The sequence below is a fragment of the Mesorhizobium sp. M1143 genome (assembly GCF_040318435.1).
Classification (GTDB): Bacteria; Pseudomonadota; Alphaproteobacteria; order Rhizobiales; family Rhizobiaceae; genus Mesorhizobium.
In genome coordinates this window covers 123,309-147,915 of the sequence record NZ_JAMYMJ010000003.1, presented here as the reverse complement: position 1 = coordinate 147,915, position 24,607 = coordinate 123,309, and the positions used below count along the sequence as shown (strand labels likewise).

The following is a 24,607-nucleotide window of genomic DNA, read 5'->3' as shown; positions in this document are numbered from 1 at the left end:
GATAGGAGGGATCCATGTCCGCCACCGAAAAACGCACCTTCAGCCTGCCGGCCGAGCAGGCTGCTTTCATCGACCAGCTCGTTCGGTCCGGCACATACGCGACCAGCAGTGAAGTGATCCGCGCCGGTCTTCGCGCATTGCAGGAACGCGACGCCGCTGTGGAGCGCTGGCTGCGTGAGGAGGTCGCGCCGACCTATGATAGGTGGAAGGCAGACCCCTCCCAGGCCATCCCGGCCGACAAGTCTTTTGAAAGCATTCGCGCACATCACGCAGCTCGCCTCAAGGGGAACGTGTGAAGCGCCGGCATGTTGTCCTTTTGCCGGAAGCCCAGACGGACCTGTTATGGATATACGATACGGTCGCTCACGCATCCGGCAACCTCACCGCCCTTCGCTACATCGAGCGGATCGAGCGATTTTGCCTGGGTCTCGACTATGCCTCGGAACGCGGAACCCTAAGGGATGATGTGCGGCCGGGGCTTTGCATCGTTGGCTTCGAGCGCCGCCTGACTGTGGCCTTCACCGTAGAAGGCGACCAGGTGGTGATTCTCAGGGTGTTCTACGGCGGCGTCAACTGGGAGGACGAGTTGGCGCCTATCGCTCCGTGAACGCCCGCGCGAACGAGTCCAGCATCGGCCGCGCCAGATATTCGAGGAAGGTTCGGTCGCCGGTGCTGATAAACGCCTCGACCGGCGTTCCCGGGTAAAGCTGCTCGGCTTTCACGCCCTGCGGCAGCGTGTCGGTGATCTTCAGCCTGGCGCGGAAATACGCCTCATGCGTGGTTTCATCGATCAGCCGGTCGGCGGAAATTTGCGTCACCGTAGCCGGGACCTCAGGGGTGAGGCGCGCGTTCAGGGCGGACAGCCTGAGCTTCGCCGGCTGGCCGACGCGAACCAGGTCCACGTCTTTCGGCCGCAGCTTCGCGTCGACGATGAGGCCCGACGCGGTCGGCAGGATCTCCATGATCTTCTGCCCCGGCGCAATCACGCTGCCTTTGGAGTTGTAGATCGAGGATACCACGATGCCGGCTGCCGGCGCCTTGATCGTCGTGCGCCCCAGCACCGCCTCGGCTGCGGTGATCTGTTCGCCGATGTCGGCCAGGCTGGTGCGAACCTCGTCGAGCTTGGTCAGCGCGTCCTCGACGCGCTGCGTGGTCGCGCGCTCGACCTGCGCCTGGGCTTCGACGATCTGCGTCTTGGTCGCTGCGATATCCGCCTCCAGCGCGCCGGCCTGGCCGACCAGATCGGCCTCGCTGCGCAGAAGCTGCGAATATTCGCTGCGGTTGGTGAGACCCTTGTCGAGCAGGCCGGTCTTGATGCCGAGTTCCTTCTTCACGATCTCGGCCTGTTGCTGGATGGCGAGTTTCTGCGCCTCCAGTCCCAGCGCCGACTCACGATGCATGGCGACGCGCTGCGCCAGGATCGACTGCTCGGAGCGGAACCGGGCGAGCCTGGCCTCGAACTCCTTCTGCTGTTCGTGCACCAGATTGTCGAAATCGCGCTGGAACGGCGCGGGTGCTGCTTCGGCGATCGGCGCCAGCCTGTCCGATCCGTCGCGCTCGGCCTCAAGTCGCGCGGCACTTGCCCTGAGCGCGATCGTCTGTCTGGTCAGCCGGTTGAGGTCGGTCTGAGCCGCCCTGCGGTCGAGCAGGACCAGCGGTTCGCCTTGTTGCACGCGGTCGCCTTCATGCACCAGCAACTGCTCGATGATGCCGCCCTCGGGGTGCTGGATGAGGATGTTGCCGCCCGTCGCCGAGATCGTGCCGGAGGTGATCACCGCGCCGGAGAGCGGCGCGTTCGCCGCCCAATAGCCGAAGCAGCCGACGAAGAGCGCTATGGCCACGTAGCCGACGACGGCCATGCGGCGGAAGTCGGTGCGCGGTCGACCTTCGAAGGCGAGGCTCTGCTGCATCATCGTCTATGACCCGAAGCGGACGCTGTGCGGGCGCACGGTCGGCACGAACGAGCCTGTCACCACCGCGCTCCCGGCCTTGCCGGCCGCCGGTTGCCTCAGCACCTCGCTCGCAGGGCCGAAAGCTTCGACCATGCCGTTGCGCAGGACCATGACGCGGTCGCAGGCCGCGGCGATCGAAGGGCGATGCGTGATGACGACTGTCGTGACGCTTACACTTCGCGCGGCCGAAAGCATCCCTTCGAGCGCCGCCTCCCCACTGCCGTCGAGATGGGCGTTGGGCTCGTCCAGCACCAGCATGCGTGGCTTGCCGTAGAAGGCGCGCGCCAGCCCTATCCGCTGGCGCTCGCCGCCCGACAGCACGGTATGCGACGGGCCTATCATGGTCTGATAGCCGTCGCGCAGCGTGAGAATCAGCTCATGCGCCTCGGCGCGCCTGGCCGCTTCGACGATCGCGGCGTCATCGGCGTCGGGTTCGAAGCGGGCGACATTTTGCGCGATCGATCCCGGGAAAAGCTCCACCTCCTGCGCGAGATAGCCGATATGCCTGCCAAGCTGGGTTTCGTCCCAGCTCCTCAGGTCGGCGCCGTCGACCCTGACCGCGCCGCCGGTCGGCTGCAGCGCGCCCACAAGCAATTTCGCCAGCGTCGATTTGCCGGCCCCGCTCGGGCCGACGATCGCCACCGCTTCGCCGGCGCCGATGGCAAAATTCAACCGCTTGAGGATGGGCTCCGTGCCGAAAGCCGCAGTCGGCGCGATGAAGAACAGATCCTGCACCGAAATCGCGCCCAATGGATCGGGCAGTGCGAGCTTGCGCCCCTGCGCTGGTTGCGCCGCAAGGGCGGTGTCCAGCCGCTTCCAGCATCGCTTGGCGTCGACGATCTGCCGCCAGGATCCGATCAGCTGGTCGAGCGGCTGCAGCGCGCGCGACGACACCAGCGACGAAGCGAAGATCATGCCGGCGGTCATCTGCCCTTGTAGCACCAGCCACGCGCCGGCGCCGAGGATCGCCAGTTGCAGCATCATGCGCAGCGCCCGCGACGTCGCGCTGAAGATCGCATTTGCGCTTCCGGAACGGTCATGCAGGGTCAGCGCCTCAGCAACGTGTTGTCCCCAGACCGCGGCGGCATTTTGCACCATGCCCATGGCGCGCAGCGTGTCGGTGTTGCGGGCGAAGGCCTGCTCCGCCTGGCTGGCCACCGCCGAGCGTTCCGCCGACATGGCATCGTTCCTGCCGATGGCAAGCTGGTTGGCCACAACCAGGAGAAACAGCAGCACGGCGCCGGCGAGCGTCAGCCAGAACAGGACGGGATGGATGAAATAGAGCAAGGCCAGGAAGACGGGCGCAAACGGCAGGTCGAACAACACCGCCACGCCGCGCGACCTGATGAAGGCGCAAGTCGTGGCAAGGTCGTTCAGCGGCGACAGCCCGCTGCCGGCATGTCTGGCGCCAAGCGAGGCGGCGAATGTCCGCGCGCCCAGTTTCTGGTCGACGGTGGCCGCAACACGCTGCGCGTAGATGGCGCGGACCGCGTCCAGCAGGCCGAGGAAGGCGAGCGCGAGGACCGCCATGGCCGAGAGATAAAGCAGCGTCTCGACGCTGGAGGACGGCAACACCCGGTCATAGACCTGCAGCAGATAGAGCGGGATCACCAGGAGAAGGATGTTGATCAGCAACGAAAAGATGCCGATATCGGCGATGCCGCGCAGGAAAACCGGGCGCAGGCCGATGGCCGCATCCCTGAGTGGCGCGCGGTCCCGTGACATCTAGACCGCGTGCTCGGCTGTCGTGCTCAGATGGCTCTGCTGCAAATCGTTCAGCGTATAGGCGTGGATATAGTCGATCTTCATTTGCGCGGGCGTCGCCAGATGGTCGGGCGGCGCGCCGGCTTGACCGCCGACCGCAAGGTCGACCAGCATATACATGGGCTTGTTCATATCGGACGGCGTCGCCGCTTCCGCGACCTGGACGCCATCATAGGTCCAGACCAGCTTGTCCGGCGTCCACAACAGGCCATAGGTGTGATAGCCGTCGGTGTTGGAGACATTCACCGTCGACCCGACCGTGGTGTGGGTTCCCGTCTCATTTGTGTGCGCGGTCATGAGAAGCGCATTCGGGTTCTGCCCATACATTTCGATCACGTCGAGTTCCGGGGGCCATGAACCGTCTTCGGGCAGAAGCCAGAAGGCCGGCCACGCGCCGGCGTTTTCCGGGAGATCGGCCCGCATTTCGAAATAGCCATAGGTCTGCGAGAAGGTGTCGTGCGTCGTCAGTATGCCGGAAGTGTATTCGTAATTGTTGATCAGCGGCTTGATGTCGTCGGGCGCATGCGCCGCGGTTATGGTGAGCACGCCGCTTGCGACGCTGAACGGATGGACCGAGCTGGTCGGCGCATAATTGGCGTCGATATACCATTGCAGCTCGCCGTTCTGGGGCTGCGAGCTGCCGTTCTGCGCCCCCCACCAGAAATTGGAATCCCAGATGCCGCTCTGGCCGTTCCACAGCCTCAGCGTGTTGAAATCGTCGTTGAAGGACAGCGTCATGCCGGTCTTGTCGATCGGCAGCTCGAACTGCCCGGGCTGAAACTTGTCGATCGTGGTGTTGTGAAACACCAGCACCTCGCTCGAGCCGAGGTTCAGCTGCACGTTCGATCCCACCTGGACCATATTGGCGTGGACGGCCTCGAACGAGGTGAAAGCATAGCCGTTGAGGCGCACCGTGTCGGTCGCGCCGAAATCGGAGATCAGGTCGCTGCCATTGCCCTTGGTGATGATGAAGGTGTCGGCGCCGGCGCCGCCGATCAGGACGTCATTGCCCTTGCCGCCGTCCAGCGTCTGGCTGCCAGCGCCGCCCGTTATGATGTTGTCCTGACCATTGCCGAAGGCATAGTGGCCGTCGCCGGTGACGACGAGGTTCTCGAAATTCGCGGGCAGCTTGTAGCTCATCCAGGTATCGATCGTGTCGACGCCCGCGCCGTAGTTCTCGACCGCTTTGTTGATCGTCGAATAGAGATGGTAATAGTCGTCGCCCGCGCCGCCATACATGGTGACCTTGACGTTGGTGTCGCCCCAGAAGGAATCGTTGCCCGAGGTGCCGTAGCGGTAAGGCGCGCCTCCAGTCGCCGAGAACCAATGGGTGGAAGCGCCGGTATACGGAAGTGGAATGCCTTTGGCGTTGAGGACTGTGGTCATTCCGACACTCCTTGCGCGTGCTGCCTTGGTCGTTCGACAACCTTCGAGCGACCATTTCGGATCAACTCTTAAATTGATCCGTCGTTCCAGGGAATCATTCTATAGTACACCAAGGAGATCGTCGCCCATCATTTAATAGATAATGCCGAAGGCGTTAAGCTGATCCTAATACAACTTTGTAGGAGAGACTTACAATTTTAATAAATTGTGAGATCCGCGCCGAAAAGTTAGGCAACCTGTCAATGATGCATGCAATTTGACGCGACACGACCGCCTGCCTGAGGCGGCGGTCGAAGTCGCGGGCGGATGGCCGCGGGCAAAGGGCTCAAGAAAATTTGACAGGCTATGTCGGACCGGGTGAGGTTCACCCGTCCTTGGGGCATCGAACAACGAAACCACAAAGGATACCGAAGAGATGCCAAGCACCGTACGTTTGCACCGCGTTCTGACGACCAGCCCGGAGAAGGTCTACCGCGCATTCACAGAAGCCGACGCGCTGGCGAAATGGCTTCCGCCGAACGGCTTCACTTGCACGGTACACAGCTTCGACGCGAAAGTCGGTGGCGCCTTCAAGATGTCGTTCCGAAACTTCACGACGGGCGGCAGCCATTCCTTCGGCGGCGAATATCTCGAACTCGTTCCCGGCGAGCGCCTGCGCTACACCGACAGGTTCGACGACCCCAATTTGCCCGGCCAGATCGAAGTGACCGTGCTCCTGAAGAAAGTGTCGGTCGGCACGGAACTCGACATCACGCAGGCCGGCATTCCGGACGTTATTCCGGCTGAAGCCTGCTATCTCGGCTGGCAGGAGTCGCTGCGCAATCTGGCAAAGCTCGTCGAACCCGAGATCAATCAGTAGAGCCCATCGGATCGGCGGCGCCGCCCAGCCAGTCCGCGCCGCCGACAATGCCGAGCCGAGGACTCATCCCTCACGGCCCGGTGCAGATCGGCAACGGTTGCGGCGGCGGTGGCGGGTTGTCCTTGGCGTATTGCGCGATGATCGGCTCAAGGCTCTTTCGCGGCCAGAATTTCGGCTTGCCGATCTCCTTCAGGCAGGACGCATTCCAATAGGCGCCCGATTTACCAACGGCGGTGATGTCGCGCGATTCCGGGTAGATATAGAGCGTCGTCGGATTGCCCTTCACCATCGAAATGATCTGGTCGGCGTCGGACGGCGACCAGCTGGTGCAGCCATTGCTGCGGCCGCCAGCATAATCCACCAGCTTGCCGTATGGCACGAAGCCGTCATGGTCGGCATAGGAGCTGTTCGGGTTTTTGCGCAGGCACATGCCGCGCAACAGCCGCGCCGCGTGGCCACCGATCACCCGCTGCCTGGCGTTCGCCGTCTCTCCCTCACCGTCGAACTGGATGAAGGTGCGCAGCAGCGCCTGGTCCTTTTTTGCGCCGATGCGGTAAAAACCCTTGAATGAGGTCTTTGCCTCGCCGGTCATATAGGCGCCGCCGGTCGTCAAGGACGAGTCCAGGGCATTGCCGAAGTTTTTCGCGCAGCGTTTGCCGTTGGAGAAATCGACCACGCCCTTCAGATTGCGGCCGCCGCCATGGCCCGACGAGATCGCCCTGAACGACTGCTTGGCCTCGCAAATGACGTAGTAGCGCCGCCCTAGCACGCCATTGCCGAGATCGCCGGGGCGCGTCGCATCCATGGCGAAATAGCAGCCATTGTGGACCGAGCCTTGCGCGACCTTTTTCAGGTAAAGCGCGCGCGCCCGCTCCAGCACCACTTGCGAAATCTCGCCGTCGTCATTGCCGACATGGGCCTGCAGCCAAGCCGGTATATCGGAGGACGCGGCAAAAGACCGGGCAGACATCGTCAAGGCGATGCCGGCGATGGCGAGGAGGCCAAAGACAAAGACAGCCAGAGATTTCAACCGCACCGGACAACCCTCCCGCCCGAACCGTTCTGCGATTCTCGGAAACCCATCATAAATCGTCGCGCGCCGATCGGCGAAACACATCTTGTTCAGAACCGCGCAAGCAAGTCAGGTAGCTGCCTGTTCGCCTTTCAGAGCGCCAGGCTGCCCTGTTCCGCCTCCGCGGCATTGGGGTCGCCCGGCGCCGTCGCCCAGGCGAGCTCGACCAGCGTCACCGTGCGGCGGCCGGTGCCGTCGAGCTGGCAGACGATGAGGCCCTGCTCCTCGATATAGGTGAGCAGCCGCCGGGCGCGGCGCAGCGAATGCGAGCCGTAGGCGCGCGCGATCGCCGCGTCGCTCGGGCACGGCCAGCCCTCCTTGGCGGCGCGGGCGATCATCATGAACACGCCCTGCATGTCCTCGGGCAGCAGCGAGGCGCGCACGGAAACGTCCTGCCAGGCGTCATCGCCTGCCATGTCGGCGCCGAGCCCGGCGCGGGCACGCGTCAGCATGCGACGGAATTCTGAGAGGTCCGGCACCACCGAAGCGAGGCCTTCGATGCGGCAGCGGACGACGAACTCCTGATAAAGCACGCCGATGACGCGGAAACCCGCATCGGGCTGCGCCAGGATGGCGCGCAGGACACGGTCCACCCGCTCTCGCCGGTCGGCGATATCCTCGGCGCTTACCGCCGGTTCCGCAGGTTCCGGGCGGATCTCCATCGCCGCAGACTTCGCCGCCATCAGCTGGTCGAGCAAATCGGGCGACGCCATCCGGCGCGGCGCGCGCATCGTCTCGGGCGGCGGCGCTGCCAGGATGATGGCCCGTGCGTCCTCGAGCGCTGTTTCCGGCATTGCCATCAGCCGCGGCGTACCGTTGCGCGGGCTGGTCTCGGTCTGGCCGATGCGCACGCCGAGCGGGCGGCGCGACAGCGCTGGGCCCAACGCCATGAAGTGCCCGCGCTCCAGGTCTCGAAACGCCTCGGCCTGACGCCGTTCCATGCCCAGAAGGTCGGCGGCGCGCGCCATGTCGATATCGAGGAAGGTACGGCCCATGAGGAAATTGGACGCCTCCGCCGCGACATTCTTGGCGAGCTTTGCCAGCCGCTGCGTGGCGATGATGCCGGCAAGGCCGCGCTTGCGGCCGCGGCACATCAAATTGGTCATGGCGCCGAGCGAGAGCTTTCGCGCCTCGTCGGACACTTCGCCGGCCACGGCCGGCGCGAACAGCTGCGCTTCGTCGACCACCACCAGCATCGGATACCAATGCTCGCGGGCAACCTCGAACAACCCGCCGAGAAAGGCAGCGGCGCGCCGCATCTGGTTCTCGGCATCGAGCCCTTCGAGATTGAGCACGGTGGAGACGCGGTGGATGCGCGCCCGCTCGCCGGCTGCTTGCAGGCCACGCTCCGTATGCTCCTCGGCATCGATGACCAGATGGCCGTAATGGTCGCCCAGCGAGACGAAATCGCCTTCCGGGTCGATGATGGTCTGCTGCACCCAGGGCGCGCTCTGCTCCAGGAGCCGGCGCAAAAGGTGCGATTTGCCGGAGCCGGAATTGCCTTGCACCAGAAGCCGGGTCGCCAGCAGCTCCTCAAGGTCGAGCGCCACCGACGCACCCGCCGTCGTCTGTCCCATCTCGATGGCTACGGTCATGTCACGACTCTCCTTGCGGACAGGGCTTATCAACCCGGCCGCGAGCCGTCGAGCGCGCCATGGCAACTCGCCCGCTGTTCCACACCTATGCTGCCAAAGCGCCACACATCAGCCCATCTGCCCAAAGGGAAGCACATCAAGCGGAGTTGACCGGCGGCAGAAGCGGCGCGTCCAGCCCGTCGAAGGGATCGCGCCAGGCATCGATGGCTTCGAGCCGGCGATACCAACCCAGAACAGAGGGATAGTCCGCCAGCGGCAGGCCGGCTGGATCGTTGAACGGCAAAAACGTCGCCATGCGGAAATCGGCATAGGAGAGCGACTTGCCCACAAGCCATGGCCGCTTGGCGAGCTCCGCCTCGAGAATCGCTGCCGCGATGCGGAACTCCGCCAGCCCCTCCTCGACCTTGGTCTGGTCGACGGGCCCAATCCCGTAGCGCTGCTTGGTTCCGCGCTCGAAATGCACGGTGTCGCAGGCCCGCACGAAATTTTCCTTGCCCCAGCTCAGCCAGCGGATCATGTCGGGTTGGTCGCCGCCGCCGCGCCAGAAATCCGAACCCGCTTCGCGCGACAGAAGGCAGGCTATGGCGTCGGCTTCCCACAGGCTGCCGCCCGTCCATGCCAATATCGGCAGGGTAAGATTGGGATTGAGCTGACGAAACCGCTCAGCCTGCCGGGGCGCCATGGGTGCCGCGAACTCACACTCGACCTTGGCCTGCAGATGACGTGCCGTTGCTACCGCAAGGCGCGGATTGGGATTGCGGCTGAAGTACAGTTTCATATCCGGTCCTGGACGCTGTGGGCTCGACCCTATCAAACACGCAAACGTGCCCTCCCGGCAATCTGGTCGGACCACGATTCCGCTGGCACACGCCGTCGTTCGGCGTATTATTTCCTTCGGGAGAGGGTTCTTGGCAGGAGGAAGCCATGAACGTAGTGCCGAGCGTACCTGTCATCGACGTGACAACCCAGAACCTTGTTTCCTCTGCGCTTTCCAGATTCCGCGCCGGCGATACCGTCTCGACTAGAGCGGCGCTCGACGCCATCCGCCGCATGGATCCAACCTGTGTCGACAGCGACGACGATCTCGTCGAACTCGTCGTCATGGCGGCAATTGGTAAGACCATGGCGGTCGTGTTCGACCACCGCTCCCGCTAGCCCTGTGGGACGAACCTGTCCCGTTCAACTCGCTTGAGCTCGAGTGGGTTCGGTTGGCGAGCTTTTACAGCTGCAGCCCGGAAGCGGACGTCTTCGTGCGCGAAGCCGGCAATAGCATAAGCGGGTAAACCTCAGATCCCCAAGGGATGTGGCATGTAGCCGACGAAGCCGCCGATCTTCCAGTGGCCCGCCACCTTCCTGCAAAAATACAGCGTCTGCCATTTCAGCTTGTCGACGCTGCCATCGGCCTTGGCCACCGAGCCGTTGAACTTCTTGTGCAGCACGGCGCGGTCGCCATCGACATCGATGTCGCGCATGTTGGTGACGCGAAACAGCGCCTCGCGCAGCGGCTCGGCGAATCTGGCCGCCGCCGTCTCCTTGGCCTGGCGCAGCCATTCGTCGCGATAGACGGCAAGGCTCGGGAATTGCAGACGCCAGGCGTCGGCATCGCTGAGGAAATGCGCATGCATGCCGAAGAAGCTGTCGGCGAGGAAATCATCCTCGACCATCGACCAGTCCTGACCGATAAAGGCGTCGATGTCGCGCCGCACCAACATTTCCCAGAGCGCGTGGCGATCGGCATCGCCCTCTGGAAACGGGTTCTTGTCGAAGGTCATTGAAATCTCCTGTCGGGAAAATGCGACGCGCAAGATGCTGGCGAGCCTGCGATAAAGCAACACGCGTTTGGAAAAATGCTGCTTTCCAAAAAGCCCCCTATGAGGATCACCGGGACAGGCGTAGAGCGGTCGTCGAAAACGGGGCGCGGCCCGCCATTCTGAACAGGAGTTTCCTTTGCCTAAAGAGTGTTTTGGAACATCCCACGTGCCGCTGTCGCCGGCCGTGCGCGCCGGGGATTTCGTCTACATCTCAGGCCAGGTGCCGGTCGACAGCGACCGCATCGTGGTCAAGGGCGGCATCACCGAGCAGACCGAGCAGGTGCTGCAGAATGTGAAGGCGGCACTCGCGCTGGCCGGTTGCACCATGGACGATGTCGTCAAGACCACGGTCTGGCTCGAGGACGCGCGCGACTTCGGCGCCTTCAATGCCGTCTACGCCAAGCACTTCCCGAAGAATCCGCCGGCCCGCACCACGGTCGAATCGCGGCTGATGATCGATATCAAAATCGAGGTCGAAGCCGTCGCCTACCGGCCGGTTTGACCAGTCGGGGCATGATCTCGAAAAGTGGAAACCGGTTTTCTCGGACAAACGGAAACCGTTTTGTCCAGAGATCATGCCCCAAAACGAAGAGAGGCAGGCGCCGATGCAGTTCGATCTCCTGATCAAGGGCGGCCGCCTGATCGATCCGGCCTCGGGCCTGGACGCGCCGCGCGATGTCGCCGTTGCGGGCGGACGCATCGTGGCCATCGAGGCGGCGATCGATGCCGAGCACGCCACCAAGATAGTCGATGCTCGTGATTGCATCGTCACACCCGGCCTCATCGACCTGCACAGCCATGTCTACTGGGGCGGCACCTCGCTTGGCGTCGACGCCGACCGGCTGGCGGCCAAGAGCGGCACCACCACCTTCATCGATGCCGGCAGCGCCGGCGCCGGCAATTTTCTGGGCTTTCGCCGCCATGTCATCGAGCGCTCGAAGGTGCGCATCCTGGCCTATGTCAACATCTCCTTTGCCGGCATATTCGGCTTCTCGCAAAGCGTCTCTGTCGGCGAATGCAGCGATCTCAGGCTCTGCGAGCCACGCGAGACGGTGGCTGCGGTGCGCGAGCACGCCGATGTCGTCGTCGGCGTAAAAGTGCGCTCCGGCAAGCATGCCGGCGGCGCCAGCGGCATCGCGCCGGTCGATCTCGCGCTGGAAGCCGCCGACCAGGCCGGCCTGCCGCTGATGGCGCATATAGACGAGCCGCCGCCCGGCCGCTCCGAAGTGCTGCCGCGGCTGCGCAAGGGTGACATCCTCACGCACTGTTTTCGCCCGTTCCCCAACGCGCCGGTCTTCGCCTCCGGCGCGGTGCGGCCGGACATGCGGCTGGCCCGCGAACGCGGCGTCATCTTCGACATCGGCCACGGCATGGGATCGTTCGACTTCGCCGTGGCGAAAGCGATGCTGGCCGAGGGCCTCGCGCCCGACGTCATCTCCAGCGACGTGCATCTCTATTGCGTCGACGGTCCGGCCTTCGACATACTGGTCTGCATGTCGAAGCTAATGGCGCTGGGCATGCCGCTGGTCGAGGTGCTGCGCGCCGCCACGCAAAGGCCAGCCGAGGCGATCGCCAGGCCGGAGCTTGGGACGCTGAAAGTTGGCGGTGTCGGCGATGTCGCGGTGCTGAGACTGCGCCCCGGGCGCTTTACCTTCGTCGATGCGGTCGGTGCGGCGCTGATCGCGGATCAGCGGCTCACATCGGACGGCATCGTCGTGGGTGGTGTCTGGTGGCCGAACGAAGCCGCCGGCCACAACGAGACCGAGCGCTTCGAGGCCCACACGCACCATACGCATGTCGAGGTCGCGGCACGGCATTTCGGGCGTAGGCACGATTAGCTGGTCTCCCCTTCATGGGAGATGGTCTGTCTTTCGGCGGCGCGTTTGAGGACCGCCTTCCCCCACTCCGTCTCGGCTTCGCCGAGCCACCTCTCCCCCCTCCGGAGGGAGAGGAAAGGCGCCAGCTGGAATCGCTTCGCGCCATTCCTCTCCCCCGTCGATCGGGGGAGAGGTGTCGAGCGAAGCTCGACGGAGTTGGGGGTCGAACCTTACCCCGAATTACTCACCGCCCCAAACACCGGCGTCGCAATCCCTTCCATCCGCGCCTTGATCTGCAGCGCCACATATTTCGAGTAAAACCGCGACAGCGCCAGATTGCCGCCGTGGAACCACAGCGCGTCCTGCGCCGTCGGCTTCCACATGTTGCGCAGCTCGCCTTGCCAAGGACCGGGATCGCCCTTGACGCCGGAGCCGAGGCCCCAGCATGGCCCGACCTTGTCGGCGACCTCGCGCGAGACGATGGCCGCCACGGTCTCGTTCATCGACTGGTAGCCGGTACAGGCGACGATCGCATCGACGGCCAGCTCGCTGCGGTCGTCGAACAGGATGCCGGTCGGCGTCAATGAACTGATGCCGACGCCGCTCTTCACTTTGATCTCGCCATTGATGATCAGTTCGCAGGCGCCGACATCGATGTAGTAGCCGGAGCCGGTGCGGTAGGCCTTCATCAACAGCCCGGTCTCGTCCTCGCCGAAATCGATGGCGAAGCCGGCGGCGCATAGCTGGTCGTAGAAGTCTGCGTCGCGTGCCTTGATCACCTCGTAAAGATCCCGCTGGCCCTTGGGTACAAGCGCGAACGGCGTGGACGCGACGATCAGGTCGGCCTTGTCGGTGCTGATGCCGCGCGCCAAAGCCTTTTCCGAGAAGATCTCGAAGCCGACTTCCATCAGAGTGTCGGATTTCACCACTGTCGTCGGCGACCGCTGGATCATGGTGACGTCTGCGCCGCTCTCCCAGAGGTCGACGCTGACATCGTGCCCCGAGCTTGCCGCGCCGATGACAGCGACACGTCTGCCGCGGAATTTCTCGCCGCTTGCATACTGGCTGGAATGCAGGAGTTCGCCCTTGAAGGTCTCGGCGCCGGGCAGCGCGATCTGGCGTGGCGGGCCATAGGCGCCGGTGGCAAAGACGATATGCTTCGGCTTCAGCGTGATCTGCCGGCCGACGCGGTCGACCACCACAGTCCACACCTTCTCGGCCTCGTCATAGCTGGCGCTGAGGCATTTGGTGGCGACCCAGTAGTTGAGCTCCATCACCCTGGTGTACATCTCCAGCCAGTCGCCCATCTTGTCCTTGGGCGTGAACACCGGCCAGTTCTCCGGGAACGGAATGTAGGGCAGATGGTCGTACCAGACCGGATCGTGCAGCACGAGCGAGCGATAACGGTTGCGCCAGGAATCGCCGGGGCGCGCATTTTTCTCGATGATGATGGTGGGCACGCCGAGCTGCCTCAGCCGCGCGCCGAGCATGATGCCGCCCTGCCCGCCGCCGATCACCAGGCAATAGGGCTGCTCGGTGGCGCCGAGGTCACGCGTCTCGCGCGCCCGCGCCTCCGCCCAGGTTTCGCGCTTCGGATCGGCCTTGTGACGGATGCCTAGCGGCCGCGCCGGTCCCTTTTTCTCCTCGAACCCTTTGAGCTCCCGCACCGCCGTGAACAAGGTCCGGCAGCGGCCGTCCGTGAGGCGCACAATCCCTTCGCCCCGCGCGACAGACGTTTCGAACGTGAACCAGGCCTCGACGGTGCCCTCATCCGAGGTCGCCTCGCCGGACAGCGTCCAGTGTGAGGGCTTCGCTTCCGCCAGCGTCGCTTGCAGCATGTCGCGGATCGCACCGCGGCCTTCCATCGTGGTGATGTTCCAGGTGAAAGCCAGCAGATCGCGCCAGTAGCAGTCCTCGACGAACAGGTTGGCGGCCGCTTCGGCGTCATCAGCTTCCAGCGCCCGTGCAAGCGCGCAAAGCCATGTCGCCGCCTGTTTCGATGGTGCCATGTCGAGCATCTGTTTTTCCCTCACTTTGCGTTCCCATTGTTTCGAAAGACGGCGGCGCCGCAAGAGGGGTCGCGATATCATGGCCTCGGTTTCTAGCGGCCCGGAACGGAGCCATCTCCCGGAAATCTTTATAGGAATTTTATATCTTTCCTCCCGGCCCCGTCTCGAACCTTTATGGCGATCGGGTCCATATTCCACCACGAGCAAAACGCTCCGGACGCCGTAGCCTTCGAAGCTACGGCGGGTCGTTCTCATGGAATTTACGGCCTGCCAGCAACTGGCGCCAAATACAAGCAGAAGCAAGGACCAACACAAATGGAAATCGTCGTCATCGGGATCGAGGTTTTGTTCTTCGGTCTTTCCCTCGCCTACATCAAAGCTTGCGACGCTCTTTAAGCGGAAGGATCGCACCATGCTTGTCGATTACATCCTCGGTGGCGGCGTGACCTTGTTCCTGCTCGTCTACCTGACATACGCCCTCGTTCGCCCAGAACGCTTCTGAAGCAAGGCACGGAAAGCCATGACACTCAACGGATGGATACAGATCCTGGTTTATTGCGGGATCGTCGTTTTGCTGGTGAAGCCGCTCGGCGGCTACATGTACCGCGTCTTCAACGGCGACCGCACATTGCTGTCGCCAATACTCGGGCCCGTTGAGCGCGGCCTCTACCGCATCTCGGGCACCAGCGAACGCGAGGAGCAGCACTGGACCGCCTATGCGGCCGGCATCATCTTCTTCAGCCTTGCCAGCTTCCTGGTGCTGTACTTTGTGCAACGCCTGCAGGGCGTCCTGCCTTACAATCCGGCCGGGATGGCATCGGTTGAGCCCAATCTCGCCTTCAACACCGCCGTCAGCTTCGTCACCAACACCAACTGGCAGAATTACGGCGGCGAAAGCACGATGTCCTATCTCGTGCAAATGGCCGGCCTCACCGTGCAGAACTTCATGTCGGCCGCCGTCGGCATTGCCATCGCGGTGGCGCTGATCCGCGGCTTCGCCCGCGCCTCGGCAAAATCGATCGGCAATTTCTGGGTCGATATGACCCGCTGCACGCTCTACATCCTGCTGCCGCTCAGCATCGTGCTCACCCTCGTCTATGTCTGGCTCGGCATGCCGCAGACGCTCGGGCCTTATGTCGACGCCACCACGCTGGAGGGCGCCAAGCAGACGCTCGCCCTTGGGCCGGTCGCCTCGCAGGTCGCCATCAAGATGATTGGCACCAATGGCGGCGGCTTCTTCAACGCCAATGCGGCGCATCCTTTCGAAAACCCCGACGCCATCTCCAACATGATCCAGATGGTGACGATCTTCGCGCTGGGTGCTGCACTCACCAACGTCTTCGGCCGCATGGTCGGCAACCAGCGCCAGGGCTGGGCGATCCTGGCCACGATGGGTGTGCTGTTCATCGCCGGCGTCGTTATCTGCTACTGGGCGGAAGCCGCGGGCAATCCGCTGGTCCATGCGCTGGGCGTCGACGGCGCCAACATGGAAGGCAAGGAGAGCCGCTTCGGCATTGCCGCTTCGGCACTATTCGCCGTCATCACCACGGCTGCGAGCTGCGGTGCGGTGAACGCCATGCATGACTCGTTCACAGCACTTGGCGGCCTGATCCCGATGCTCAACATGCAGCTCGGCGAAGTCATCGTCGGCGGCGTCGGCGCCGGCTTCTACGGCATCGTCATGTTCATCGTCATCACCGTGTTCGTCGCCGGCCTGATGGTTGGCCGCACGCCCGAATATCTCGGCAAGAAGATCGAGGCCAAGGAGGTCAAGATGGCAATGCTCGCCATCCTAGCTCTGCCGCTGGTCATGCTGGTCTTCACGGCAATAGCGGTCGTGCTGCCAAGCGCCGTCGCCTCGATGGCCAATGGCGGTCCGCATGGCTTCTCCGAGGTTCTTTATGCCTACACTTCGGCGGCGGCCAACAACGGCTCGGCCTTTGGCGGCCTTTCCGGCAACACGCCCTGGTACAACATCACGCTCGGCATCTCCATGTGGGTGGGTCGCTTCTTCGTCATCATTCCAGCGCTTGCCATTGCCGGCTCGCTAGCGACGAAGAAGACGGTTCCGGCTTCCGCCGGCACCTTCCCGACCGACGGCCCGCTGTTCGTCGGCCTGCTCGTCGGCGTCATCCTGATCGTCGTCGGCCTGACCTTCTTCCCGGCACTGGCGATCGGACCGATCGTCGAGCACCTGGCTGCCATCAACGGCCAGACATTCTGAGGCTTGTCATGTCCTGGTTCTACCCAAAACGCATGAAGGCCCGGCCGCGAGCCGGCCCACGAGCCGGCAATGAGGGGGAGGAAACGCCCCCTCCCTTCCCCAGCGTATCTACCTTCCTCGGCCTCGCGGCAGTCATGATCGTGATCTGGCTGCTGGCCTATGGTCCGCCGCCCCTCTTTTCGGCATCCGATCGGTCGGTGCCGGCCAACAGTTCAGATTCTGGAGCCATCAAATGAGCCAGTCCAAATCCGCGGTCATCATGGATGCCCGCATCCTGTGGCCGGCCATCGGCGGCGCCTTCAGGAAACTCGACCCCCGCACGCTGGTCAGGAACCCGGTGATGTTCGTCGTCGGCATCGTCTCGCTTCTTACCACGGTCCTGTTCGTCAAGGATCTCGTCACCGGCGGCGGCGATTTCGGCTTTACGCTGCAGATCATCATCTGGCTGTGGTTCACCGTGCTGTTCGCCAACTTCGCCGAGGCCGTCGCCGAAGGCCGCGGCAAGGCGCAGGCCGATTCGCTGCGCAAGGCGCGCACCGAAACCCAGGCCAAGCTGCTTGCCGGCGAAGACCGCTCCAGGTTCAAGCTGGTGCCCGGCACCAGCCTGAAGGTTGGCGACATCGTGCTGGTCGAAGCCGGCGACATCATCCCGTCCGACGGTGAAGTGATCGAAGGCGTGGCCTCGGTCAACGAGGCGGCAATCACCGGCGAGTCCGCACCCGTCATTCGCGAATCCGGCGGCGACCGTTCGGCGGTCACCGGCGGCACGCAGGTTCTGTCCGACTGGATTCGCGTGCGCATATCAGCCGCCTCCGGCCACACCTTCCTCGACCGCATGATCTCGCTGGTCGAGGGTGCCTCGCGCCAGAAGACGCCCAACGAGATCGCGCTCAACATCCTGCTCGTCGGCATGACGCTGATCTTCGTGCTGGCCACCGCCACGATCCCGAGCTTTGCCTCCTATTCCGGCGGCTATATCCCGGTGACGGTGCTGGTCGCGCTGTTCGTCACCTTGATCCCGACCACCATCGGCGCCCTGCTGTCGGCCATCGGCATTGCCGGCATGGACCGCCTGGTGCGCTTCAACGTGCTGGCCATGTCCGGCCGTGCCGTCGAAGCGGCGGGCGACGTCGATACGCTTTTGCTCGACAAGACCGGCACCATCACGCTCGGCAACCGCCAGGCCACCGAATTCCGCCCGGTCAAGGGCGTCACCGAACAGGAACTGGCCGATGCCGCGCAGCTCGCCTCGCTCGCCGACGAGACGCCTGAGGGACGCTCGATCGTCGTGCTGGCCAAGGAGAAATACGCCATCCGCGCCCGTGACATGGCAACCTTGCATGCCAGCTTCGTGCCCTTCACCGCGCAGACCCGGATGAGCGGCGTCGACATCGATGGCTCGTCGGTGCGCAAGGGCGCCGTCGATTCGGTTCTCGCCTATGTCAGCCAGTCGTCATCGGCCACTCACGGCACGCGCCCCGGCAGCGACACCGTCAAGGATCTCCAGGCGATCGCCGACGAGATCGCCAAGTCGGGCGGCACGCCGCTGGCCGTCGAGCGTGACGGCCGCCTGCTCGGCGTCGTCCACCTCAAGGACATCGTCAAGGGTGGTATCCGCGAGCGCTTTGCCGAACTGCGCAAAATGGGCATCCGCACCGTGATGATCACCGGCGACAATCCGATGACTGCGGCGGCGATCGCAGCCGAAGCCGGCGTCGACGATTTCCTCGCCCAGGCCACGCCCGAGGACAAGCTGAAGCTGATCCGCGACGAACAGGCCAAGGGCAAGCTGGTCGCCATGTGCGGTGACGGCACCAACGACGCGCCGGCCTTGGCGCAGGCCGATGTCGGCGTCGCCATGAACACCGGCACGGTTGCCGCCCGCGAGGCCGGCAACATGATCGACCTCGATAGTGACCCGACCAAGCTGATCGAGATCGTCGAGATCGGCAAGGCGCTGCTGATGACGCGCGGCTCGCTGACGACCTTCTCGATCGCCAACGACGTCGCCAAATACTTCGCCATCATCCCGGCCATGTTTGCCGTCTTCTACGTTGCGCCGGGACATACAATCGGCCCCCTGCAAGCGCTCAACATCATGCATCTGGCGACGCCGCAGAGCGCCATCCTGTCGGCCATCATCTTCAACGCGCTGATCATCATCGCTCTGATCCCGCTGTCGCTTAAAGGCGTCAAATACCGCGCCATCGGCGCCGGCGCGCTGCTCAGCCGCAACCTGCTGGTCTACGGCCTCGGCGGCATCATCGTTCCCTTCGTCGGCATCAAGGCGATCGACATGATCGTCACCGGCCTCGGCCTCGCTTAAGGAAATACGTCCATGCTCACTCAGATAAGACCCGCTGTTATCATGATCGTCTTTTTCACCGTTTTGACCGGCCTGATCTATCCCCTGGGCATGACCGGCATCGCCCAGGCGCTGTTTCCGCACCAGGCCAATGGCAGCTTGATCGAGAAAAACGGCACGGTCATCGGCTCCGAACTGATCGGCCAGGGCTTTGCCGACGACAAGTATTTCCATGGCCGCCCCTCGGCTGCCGGCGACGGATACAACGCCGCAGCGTCCAGCGGCTCCAATCTCGGTCCAACCAACCCCAAGCTGATCGACCGCATCAAGGGCGATGTTGCAAAGCTGAAGGCGGAGAACCCGAACCAGCCGGTGCCGATGGATCTGGTGACGACGTCCGGCAGCGGCCTCGACCCCGCCATCAGCCCGGACGCCGCCTATTTCCAGGTCGCTCGGGTGGCCAAGGCCAGGGGCTTCGACGAAGCCAAGGTCAAGGCGCTTGTCGACAGCCATGTCGAAGGCCGCGAACTCGGCTTCCTCGGCGAGCCGGTCGTCAATGTGCTGGCGCTCAACCTGGCACTGGACGATACCAAGCAGTGAGAGACAATCTCTGAAGCCAGGGGCCGGGGATCGACACGATCCTCGGCGCCGTTCATGATCGAGCCTGATGCCGGACGCCAGAAGCAACGATACCAGACCCTCTCCGGACGCGCTGCTCGAGCATGCGGAACGGGAAGAGCGCGGCCGTCTGCGGATATTTCTCGGCGCGGCCCCCGGCGTCGGCAAGACCTATGAAATGCTGATGGCCGGCCGCGCCAGGTTGGCCGACGGCGTCGACGTAGTGATCGGCGTCGTGGAGACCCACGGCCGCAAGGAAACACTGGCGCTGGTCGACGGCTACGAGGTCATCCCGCGCCAGAAGGTCGACTACAAGGACCGCGTGCTGGACGAGATGGACATCGATGCCATTCTCGCCCGCCGGCCGGCGCTGGTGCTCGTCGACGAACTCGCCCACACCAATGCGCCAGGCAGCCGCCACCCCAAGCGCTATCTCGACGTCCAGGAAATCCTGACGCGCGGCATCGATGTCTACACCACGCTCAACATCCAGCATGTCGAGAGCCTGAATGACGTCGTGGCACAGATCACCCGCGTCAGGGTGCGCGAAACGGTCCCGGACTCCATCATCGACCAGGCCGACGACATCGAGATCATCGACCTCACGCCCGACGACCTGATCAAGCGGCTGAAAGAGGGAAAGGTCTATTTCCCCAACACTGCCCAGCGCGCAGTCGAAAACTATTTCTCGCCGGGCAATCTGACCGCGCTTCGGGAATTGGCGCTGCGCCGTACCGCCCAGCGCGTCGACGAGCAGTTGCTCAACCACATGCAGTCGCACGCGATTCCCGGCCCTTGGGCGGCGGGCGAAAGGGTGCTCGTCTGCGTCGATGCGCGTCCGGGCGGAGCGTCTCGTGTCCGCTATGCGCGCCGGCTGGCCGACCGGCTGCGCGCACCGTGGACGGCGCTGCATGTCGACACGCCGCGTTCGGCCGCCATGTCGGAGGAAGACAAGGACCAGCTGGCCACGCTCTTGCGCCTGGCCGAGCAGCTCGGCGCCGAGGTGACGACCATTCCGGGCCAGAACGTCGCCCAGGACATCGTCCGCCACGCCACGGCCAACAACTTCACCCATATCGTCGTCGGCAGGCCGACCCGCTCGCGCTGGCGCGAACTGATCGAGGGTTCGCTCACCTACGATCTGATCCGCAATGCCGGCGATATCAGCGTCCATGTCATTTCAGGAACGGAGCGCGACAACGAGGCCACGTCGAGGGTCAAGGCGGCGGCCGAGCAGACGCCATTTCAAATCTGGCCTTATCTTTTCTCGACCGTCTATGTCGCCGGCGCGCTTGCCGTCAGCGCCATCCTCGATCAGTTCCTCGACGTTCGCAACCTTGCCAGCGTGCTGCTGCTGGCGGTGCTGACATCGGCAGTGACCTTTGGCCTGTGGCCGGCGCTGTACGCCTGTTTCCTCAGCGCCATTGCCTTCAACTTCTTCTTTCTCGAGCCGCGCTACACGATGACGATCCGCGATCCGGAGAGCATCGTTGCCTTCGCCGTCTTCCTCGTCGTTGCCGTCATCGCCAGCAATCTGACGGCGCGTGTGCAGCGTCAGGCAGCCGCCGCCCGTTCACGCGCCCGGGCCACCGAGGACATCTACCTCTTTTCAAAGAAGCTCGCCGGCGCCGGCACGCTCGACGACGTTTTGTGGGCCACAGCCTTCCAGATCGCCTCGATGCTGAAGCTGCGCGTGGTGCTGCTTTTGCCGGAAGAAGGCACGATCACCGTCAAGGCCGGTTATCCCCCCGATGACACGCTGGCCGAGGCCGACATCGCGGCTGCACGCTGGGCTTGGGAACACAACCGGGCTGCCGGCCGTGGCGCCGATACCCTGCCCGGGGCAAAACGGCTCTACCTGCCCTTGCGGACCGGCCGTACCGCCATCGGCGTCGTCGGCCTCGACAATGACAAGCAGGGGCCGCTCTTGACGCCCGAGCAACAGCGCCTGCTCGACGCGCTGGCCGACCAGGCGGCGGTTGCCATCGAGCGCATCCAGCTGGTCGCCGATGTCGACCGCGCCAGGCTGGTGGCCGAGGCCGACCGCTTGCGCTCGGCACTGCTGACGTCGATCTCGCATGATCTGAAGACGCCGCTGGCGGCAATCATGGGCGCGGCCGGCACGCTCAGGGAATTTGCGCCGGCACTGCCCGAGGACGATCGGGCCGAGCTGCTGACCACCGTGCTCGACGAGTCCGAACGGCTGAACCGCTTCATCGCCAATCTGCTCGACATGACCAAGATTGAATCGGGCGCCATGGAACCGAATTTCGCCCTGCACTATGTCGGCGATGTCGTTGGCTCGGCCTTGCAGCGGGCACGCAAGATCACTGCCGGGCACAAGACCGAGGTTGATATTCCGGCCGACCTGCCGATGCTGAAGCTTGATCCCGTGCTGTTCGAACAAATGCTGTTCAATCTGCTCGACAATGCCGCGAAATACGCGCCACAGGGATCGACAATCCGGCTGCAGGGCTGGGCCGACAATGGCTCCGTCGCGCTGCAGATCATGGATGAGGGACCGGGCATTCCGCCCGCCGACCTGGAGCGCGTCTTCGACAGCTTTTACCGGGTGCGCAAGCGCGATCAGGTCCAGGCCGGCACCGGGCTCGGCCTGTCGATCTGCCGGGGCTTCATCGAGGCGATGGGCGGCACGATCCTGGCGGCGAACCGCAGCGATCGCCCGGGCGCAGTCTTCACAATCCGCATGCCGAGGTTGGTACAATCGTCCGATACGGACGTATCAGGTGTGGACGAGCAAGCATCTGGTGATCCGGCATGACAAATTCCAATGTCAGCATACTGGTCGTCGATGACGAGCCGCCGATCCGCAAACTGCTGCGCGTCGGCCTCGGCAGCCAGGGCTATGCGGTCAGCGAAGCGCCCAACGCCAAGGCTGCGATCGAACTCGTCGATGCACAAAAGCCGGATCTGATCCTGCTCGACCTCGGCCTGCCCGGCATGGGTGGCCTCGATCTCCTGCGGAAATGGCGCGACGACGGCCTCGACGTGCCCGTGGTCATCCTGTCCAGCCGCACCGACGAAGCCGGCATCGTCGCGGCGCTCGAACTCGGCGCTGACGACTACATCACCAAGCCGTTCGGCATGAACGAGCTTGTCGCCCGCATCCGCGTCGCGCTGCGCCACAAATTCCAGCAGCAGGGCGAAAAGCCGGTGTTTCAGACCGGCGATCTCTCGGTCGACCTGGTCAAGCGCATCGTCAAGGTCGAAGGCAAGGAGATAAAGCTCTCCCCCAAGGAATACGACATATTGCGTATTATGGTGCAGCATGCCGGCAAGGTGCTGACCCACCATTTCATTCTGAAGCAGGTGTGGGGCGATTCGACCGACGTGCAGTATCTCAGGGTCTATGTCCGCCAGCTCCGGCAGAAGATCGAAAAGTCGCCCGACCAGCCGCGCTACATCACCACCGAAACCGGGGTGGGGTACCGGCTGCGCGAGGTTGAGTGACCGGACGTTTTCCGCTCAGTCCGCCGAGAGTTCCGCGGTCCGTGCCAGTGCGCCGCCGAAGCCGTTGAGCGGGATAGTGAAACTCACCGCTTGACCGGTGTCGGCCGCGAAGGCGTCGATCTTCAGCGTGGTGGCTGCCTTGAGCAGCGGCGTGACGCTGGCATCGAACGCCACCGGCACCAGGCAGCCGACGGCCTGGCAGGTGTTGAACGGCAAGCTGCCTTCCAGCTTCTGGTCGTCGATGGTCAGGCTGACTCCTTTGGCGAGCGCCAGGCCGAACGGCAGCGCCAGCGTTCCGGCGGCATCCTCGCCGCTCTTGCTCGACAGCTCGATCGCCAGCAGGCGCTGGTTGGACTGCTTGTTGAACTGCTGATGCGACAGGCTGCAAACCTTGGCCGTGCCGGTTACCTGGCAATTGACCGTCCAGTCGCCATGTGTCTCGGACAGCGCCGAGGCGCCGCCAGGCAATGTCAGGCCGGCAGCAGGGGCGGGCGCTGCGGCGGCAGGCGCCGCCTTGTCGGTCTTGGTTTGCGCCGCGACTGCCACCGGGCCAAGAATACAGATGCTGCCCAGTAGCGCCGCGAAATATACTTGCCTGCTTTTCATCAATATGCTCCCGATTGTGCCTCGAGTCAGCCGCGATTGAGGCCGAGATCCGCGCCCGATAGAGCGGTCAATCGATCTTTTCTGTCAAGTGCGGCCGGGCCGCTTCCTCAGGGATTTCGCCAACCCGTGGCAGATCGGCCCATGGCAGACCGGCCCATGGCAGATCGAGACGAACGCCCTATATAGAGAGGAGGTTATATCTGTACGGGAATGAACTGATGTCGACGCTTCGCCTATCGACAGTTCTCATGTCGGCAATGCTGGCGGCGGCAACGCTCGCCGGCATCATGCAATCTGCTGCGGCTCAGTCCGTCAATCCCAGCGCCAACCGGCTGATCCAGCAGAACCAGCTGCAGCAATTGCGCAACAGCCTGCAGCGGCAGCAGTTCCAGCAACAGCAGCAGCAATATCGCGAGCAGGACCGTCGGATCGTGCCGCAGCCGCGCCCCGAAGTGCCCGTCGTCCGGCAAGCTTGTCCGATTCAGATCGTCAACAACCAGATTGTGCGTGTTTGCCGTTGATATCGGTCGCTTGCGATTTACTTAGTCGACTTATTTACTAAAAATGCTCATTGCCTCGCGGGCATATCAGGGTTTGCAGGCGGCGTGCGGCGGTGCGCCCGCCGACCGGATTTTCAGCACATGGCGACGACGAAGAAAAAGGCGGTACGCAAGGCAAGGCGAGGCGAACGCATTCGCCAGGTCGCCGCCATTCCCTTTCGTCTGGACGTTTCAGGCAATTTCGAAGTGATGCTGGTGACGTCGCGAGCGACGAAGCGCTTTATCGTGCCCAAGGGCTGGCCGATGAAAGGAAAGAGCGGGCGCAAGGCCGCCACCATCGAGGCGCGCGAAGAAGCCGGCGTGCTCGGCAAGACCCGCAAGGCGCCTGCCGGCAGCTATTCCTACTGGAAACGGCTGGAGCACAATTTTGTGCGCGTCGACGTCGTCGTCTATCTGTTGGAGGTGTCCGAGGAACTGGCCAACTGGCAGGAGGCCAAGAGCCGCCAGCGGGCATGGCTCAAGCCGCAGGACGCGGCGTTGCTCATCGATGAGCCGGATCTCTCGACGCTGATGGCCAACCTGGCGCCGCCTCAGCCGGCAGTGCCGGACCCGGCCTGA

At 63.8% G+C, this 24,607-nt stretch carries 25 protein-coding genes; 16 read left to right on the top strand and 9 right to left on the bottom strand.

The window, feature by feature from the left end:
• Nucleotides 1–14: 14 nt before the first annotated feature.
• Both NKH35_RS03990 and NKH35_RS03985 read left to right on the top strand, forming a co-directional pair.
• Nucleotides 15–296: a type II toxin-antitoxin system ParD family antitoxin gene (locus tag NKH35_RS03990; RefSeq protein ID WP_023707584.1), complete on the top strand. Its 282-nt coding sequence runs from the start codon at nt 15–17 to the stop codon at nt 294–296.
• Complete coding sequence (locus NKH35_RS03985) at nt 293–607, top strand: type II toxin-antitoxin system RelE/ParE family toxin (RefSeq protein ID WP_023707583.1); 315 nt, start codon at nt 293–295, stop codon at nt 605–607. Before NKH35_RS03990 ends, NKH35_RS03985 begins: the two co-directional genes overlap by 4 nt.
• On the opposite strand, the gene NKH35_RS03980 is transcribed toward NKH35_RS03985, so the two are convergent.
• The 3 genes from NKH35_RS03980 to eglC are packed head-to-tail and all read right to left on the bottom strand — an operon-like array spanning nt 594 to nt 5,102.
• Nucleotides 594–1,913, bottom strand: a complete 1,320-nt coding sequence (locus NKH35_RS03980; protein WP_023707582.1) for an HlyD family type I secretion periplasmic adaptor subunit — start codon at nt 1,911–1,913, stop codon at nt 594–596. The genes NKH35_RS03985 and NKH35_RS03980 overlap by 14 nt on opposite strands.
• A 3-nt stretch (nt 1,914–1,916) precedes the next feature.
• Nucleotides 1,917–3,677 carry a type I secretion system permease/ATPase gene (locus NKH35_RS03975; RefSeq protein WP_023707581.1) on the bottom strand — a complete coding sequence of 587 codons (1,761 nt, stop codon included), beginning with the start codon at nt 3,675–3,677 and terminating at the stop codon, nt 1,917–1,919.
• Nucleotides 3,678–5,102, bottom strand: a complete 1,425-nt coding sequence (gene eglC / locus NKH35_RS03970; RefSeq protein WP_023817186.1) for an endo-1,3-1,4-beta-glycanase EglC — start codon at nt 5,100–5,102, stop codon at nt 3,678–3,680. It abuts the gene before it with no gap.
• Between the two features lie 415 nt (nt 5,103–5,517).
• Between eglC and NKH35_RS03965 the strand changes: the two genes are divergently transcribed.
• Nucleotides 5,518–5,961, top strand: coding sequence for an SRPBCC family protein (locus NKH35_RS03965; protein ID WP_023683102.1), 444 nt, complete (start codon nt 5,518–5,520; stop codon nt 5,959–5,961).
• 70 nt (nt 5,962–6,031) lie between these two features.
• Here the strand turns inward: NKH35_RS03965 and NKH35_RS03960 are convergent, their stop codons facing one another.
• From NKH35_RS03960 to NKH35_RS03950, 3 genes are all read right to left on the bottom strand, one after another.
• A complete protein-coding gene (locus tag NKH35_RS03960; RefSeq protein WP_352913402.1) occupies nt 6,032–6,997 on the bottom strand; it encodes a hypothetical protein in 966 nt (321 codons plus the stop codon).
• Between the two features lie 128 nt (nt 6,998–7,125).
• Nucleotides 7,126–8,628 (bottom strand): helicase HerA domain-containing protein, encoded by a 1,503-nt coding sequence (locus tag NKH35_RS03955; RefSeq protein WP_023707578.1) that lies wholly within the window; start codon nt 8,626–8,628, stop codon nt 7,126–7,128.
• 136 nt (nt 8,629–8,764) lie between these two features.
• Nucleotides 8,765–9,406 carry a glutathione S-transferase family protein gene (locus tag NKH35_RS03950; protein WP_023707577.1) on the bottom strand — a complete coding sequence of 214 codons (642 nt, stop codon included), beginning with the start codon at nt 9,404–9,406 and terminating at the stop codon, nt 8,765–8,767.
• Between the two features lie 146 nt (nt 9,407–9,552).
• On the opposite strand from NKH35_RS03950, the gene NKH35_RS03945 reads away from it, so the two are divergent.
• Nucleotides 9,553–9,783, top strand: coding sequence for a hypothetical protein (locus NKH35_RS03945; protein ID WP_023669703.1), 231 nt, complete (start codon nt 9,553–9,555; stop codon nt 9,781–9,783).
• Between the two features lie 131 nt (nt 9,784–9,914).
• Here NKH35_RS03945 and NKH35_RS03940 read toward each other — a convergent pair whose 3' ends face one another.
• Nucleotides 9,915–10,400: a hypothetical protein gene (locus tag NKH35_RS03940; RefSeq protein WP_023669704.1), complete on the bottom strand. Its 486-nt coding sequence runs from the start codon at nt 10,398–10,400 to the stop codon at nt 9,915–9,917.
• A gap of 175 nt (nt 10,401–10,575) precedes the next feature.
• Between NKH35_RS03940 and NKH35_RS03935 the strand changes: the two genes are divergently transcribed.
• Entirely contained in the window at nt 10,576–10,941 is a 366-nt protein-coding gene (locus tag NKH35_RS03935) for a RidA family protein (protein WP_023707576.1), read from the top strand.
• A gap of 103 nt (nt 10,942–11,044) precedes the next feature.
• The gene (locus NKH35_RS03930; RefSeq protein ID WP_023733572.1) at nt 11,045–12,277 is read left to right on the top strand and encodes an amidohydrolase/deacetylase family metallohydrolase; all 1,233 of its coding nucleotides are present in this window, start codon (nt 11,045–11,047) and stop codon (nt 12,275–12,277) included.
• Nucleotides 12,278–12,486: 209 nt separating this feature from the next.
• On the opposite strand, the gene NKH35_RS03925 is transcribed toward NKH35_RS03930, so the two are convergent.
• Nucleotides 12,487–14,274, bottom strand: a complete 1,788-nt coding sequence (locus NKH35_RS03925) for a flavin-containing monooxygenase (RefSeq protein ID WP_023733573.1) — start codon at nt 14,272–14,274, stop codon at nt 12,487–12,489.
• A gap of 165 nt (nt 14,275–14,439) precedes the next feature.
• Here NKH35_RS03925 and NKH35_RS03920 point away from each other — a divergent pair, with 165 nt between their 5' ends.
• The 8 genes from NKH35_RS03920 (at nt 14,440) to NKH35_RS03885 (ending at nt 22,883) form a co-directional block, all read left to right on the top strand.
• Nucleotides 14,440–14,661, top strand: a complete 222-nt coding sequence (locus tag NKH35_RS03920) for a hypothetical protein (protein ID WP_023733574.1) — start codon at nt 14,440–14,442, stop codon at nt 14,659–14,661.
• A 16-nt stretch (nt 14,662–14,677) separates the two neighbouring features.
• On the top strand, nt 14,678–14,767 hold the full coding sequence (locus NKH35_RS03915) for a K(+)-transporting ATPase subunit F (protein WP_023669708.1): 90 nt from the start codon (nt 14,678–14,680) through the stop codon (nt 14,765–14,767).
• Nucleotides 14,768–14,785: 18 nt separating this feature from the next.
• Complete coding sequence (gene kdpA / locus NKH35_RS03910) at nt 14,786–16,489, top strand: potassium-transporting ATPase subunit KdpA (protein ID WP_023733575.1); 1,704 nt, start codon at nt 14,786–14,788, stop codon at nt 16,487–16,489.
• A gap of 8 nt (nt 16,490–16,497) precedes the next feature.
• A complete protein-coding gene (locus tag NKH35_RS03905) occupies nt 16,498–16,725 on the top strand; it encodes a hypothetical protein (protein ID WP_023733576.1) in 228 nt (75 codons plus the stop codon).
• Nucleotides 16,722–18,815: a potassium-transporting ATPase subunit KdpB gene (gene kdpB, locus NKH35_RS03900; RefSeq protein ID WP_027049747.1), complete on the top strand. Its 2,094-nt coding sequence runs from the start codon at nt 16,722–16,724 to the stop codon at nt 18,813–18,815. The genes NKH35_RS03905 and kdpB overlap by 4 nt, the downstream gene beginning before the upstream one ends.
• A gap of 12 nt (nt 18,816–18,827) precedes the next feature.
• Nucleotides 18,828–19,394, top strand: coding sequence for a potassium-transporting ATPase subunit KdpC (gene kdpC, locus NKH35_RS03895; RefSeq protein WP_023744101.1), 567 nt, complete (start codon nt 18,828–18,830; stop codon nt 19,392–19,394).
• Between the two features lie 67 nt (nt 19,395–19,461).
• Nucleotides 19,462–22,194 carry a DUF4118 domain-containing protein gene (locus tag NKH35_RS03890; protein WP_352913398.1) on the top strand — a complete coding sequence of 911 codons (2,733 nt, stop codon included), beginning with the start codon at nt 19,462–19,464 and terminating at the stop codon, nt 22,192–22,194.
• Nucleotides 22,191–22,883 (top strand): response regulator transcription factor, encoded by a 693-nt coding sequence (locus NKH35_RS03885; RefSeq protein WP_023733578.1) that lies wholly within the window; start codon nt 22,191–22,193, stop codon nt 22,881–22,883. The genes NKH35_RS03890 and NKH35_RS03885 overlap by 4 nt, the downstream gene beginning before the upstream one ends.
• Before the next feature lie 15 nt (nt 22,884–22,898).
• Here NKH35_RS03885 and NKH35_RS03880 read toward each other — a convergent pair whose 3' ends face one another.
• Complete coding sequence (locus tag NKH35_RS03880) at nt 22,899–23,489, bottom strand: invasion associated locus B family protein (RefSeq protein ID WP_352913396.1); 591 nt, start codon at nt 23,487–23,489, stop codon at nt 22,899–22,901.
• 218 nt (nt 23,490–23,707) lie between these two features.
• Here NKH35_RS03880 and NKH35_RS03875 point away from each other — a divergent pair, with 218 nt between their 5' ends.
• Together NKH35_RS03875 and NKH35_RS03870 are read left to right on the top strand one after the other, a co-directional pair.
• Nucleotides 23,708–24,010: a hypothetical protein gene (locus NKH35_RS03875; protein ID WP_023683090.1), complete on the top strand. Its 303-nt coding sequence runs from the start codon at nt 23,708–23,710 to the stop codon at nt 24,008–24,010.
• 120 nt (nt 24,011–24,130) lie between these two features.
• On the top strand, nt 24,131–24,607 hold the full coding sequence (locus NKH35_RS03870) for an NUDIX hydrolase (RefSeq protein WP_023669717.1): 477 nt from the start codon (nt 24,131–24,133) through the stop codon (nt 24,605–24,607).

Coding starts and splice junctions, on each gene's coding strand:
- NKH35_RS03990 (WP_023707584.1), top strand. CDS start 15: ATGTCCGCCACCGAAAAACGCACCTTCAGCCTGCCGGCCGAGCAGGCT.
- NKH35_RS03980 (WP_023707582.1), bottom strand. CDS start 1,913: ATGATGCAGCAGAGCCTCGCCTTCGAAGGTCGACCGCGCACCGACTTC.
- NKH35_RS03975 (WP_023707581.1), bottom strand. CDS start 3,677: ATGTCACGGGACCGCGCGCCACTCAGGGATGCGGCCATCGGCCTGCGC.
- eglC (WP_023817186.1), bottom strand. CDS start 5,102: ATGACCACAGTCCTCAACGCCAAAGGCATTCCACTTCCGTATACCGGC.
- NKH35_RS03965 (WP_023683102.1), top strand. CDS start 5,518: ATGCCAAGCACCGTACGTTTGCACCGCGTTCTGACGACCAGCCCGGAG.
- NKH35_RS03955 (WP_023707578.1), bottom strand. CDS start 8,628: ATGACCGTAGCCATCGAGATGGGACAGACGACGGCGGGTGCGTCGGTG.
- NKH35_RS03950 (WP_023707577.1), bottom strand. CDS start 9,406: ATGAAACTGTACTTCAGCCGCAATCCCAATCCGCGCCTTGCGGTAGCA.
- NKH35_RS03945 (WP_023669703.1), top strand. CDS start 9,553: ATGAACGTAGTGCCGAGCGTACCTGTCATCGACGTGACAACCCAGAAC.
- NKH35_RS03940 (WP_023669704.1), bottom strand. CDS start 10,400: ATGACCTTCGACAAGAACCCGTTTCCAGAGGGCGATGCCGATCGCCAC.
- NKH35_RS03930 (WP_023733572.1), top strand. CDS start 11,045: ATGCAGTTCGATCTCCTGATCAAGGGCGGCCGCCTGATCGATCCGGCC.
- NKH35_RS03925 (WP_023733573.1), bottom strand. CDS start 14,274: ATGCTCGACATGGCACCATCGAAACAGGCGGCGACATGGCTTTGCGCG.
- NKH35_RS03920 (WP_023733574.1), top strand. CDS start 14,440: ATGGCGATCGGGTCCATATTCCACCACGAGCAAAACGCTCCGGACGCC.
- NKH35_RS03915 (WP_023669708.1), top strand. CDS start 14,678: ATGCTTGTCGATTACATCCTCGGTGGCGGCGTGACCTTGTTCCTGCTC.
- kdpA (WP_023733575.1), top strand. CDS start 14,786: ATGACACTCAACGGATGGATACAGATCCTGGTTTATTGCGGGATCGTC.
- NKH35_RS03905 (WP_023733576.1), top strand. CDS start 16,498: ATGTCCTGGTTCTACCCAAAACGCATGAAGGCCCGGCCGCGAGCCGGC.
- kdpB (WP_027049747.1), top strand. CDS start 16,722: ATGAGCCAGTCCAAATCCGCGGTCATCATGGATGCCCGCATCCTGTGG.
- kdpC (WP_023744101.1), top strand. CDS start 18,828: ATGCTCACTCAGATAAGACCCGCTGTTATCATGATCGTCTTTTTCACC.
- NKH35_RS03890 (WP_352913398.1), top strand. CDS start 19,462: ATGCCGGACGCCAGAAGCAACGATACCAGACCCTCTCCGGACGCGCTG.
- NKH35_RS03885 (WP_023733578.1), top strand. CDS start 22,191: ATGACAAATTCCAATGTCAGCATACTGGTCGTCGATGACGAGCCGCCG.
- NKH35_RS03880 (WP_352913396.1), bottom strand. CDS start 23,489: ATGAAAAGCAGGCAAGTATATTTCGCGGCGCTACTGGGCAGCATCTGT.
- NKH35_RS03875 (WP_023683090.1), top strand. CDS start 23,708: ATGTCGACGCTTCGCCTATCGACAGTTCTCATGTCGGCAATGCTGGCG.
- NKH35_RS03870 (WP_023669717.1), top strand. CDS start 24,131: ATGGCGACGACGAAGAAAAAGGCGGTACGCAAGGCAAGGCGAGGCGAA.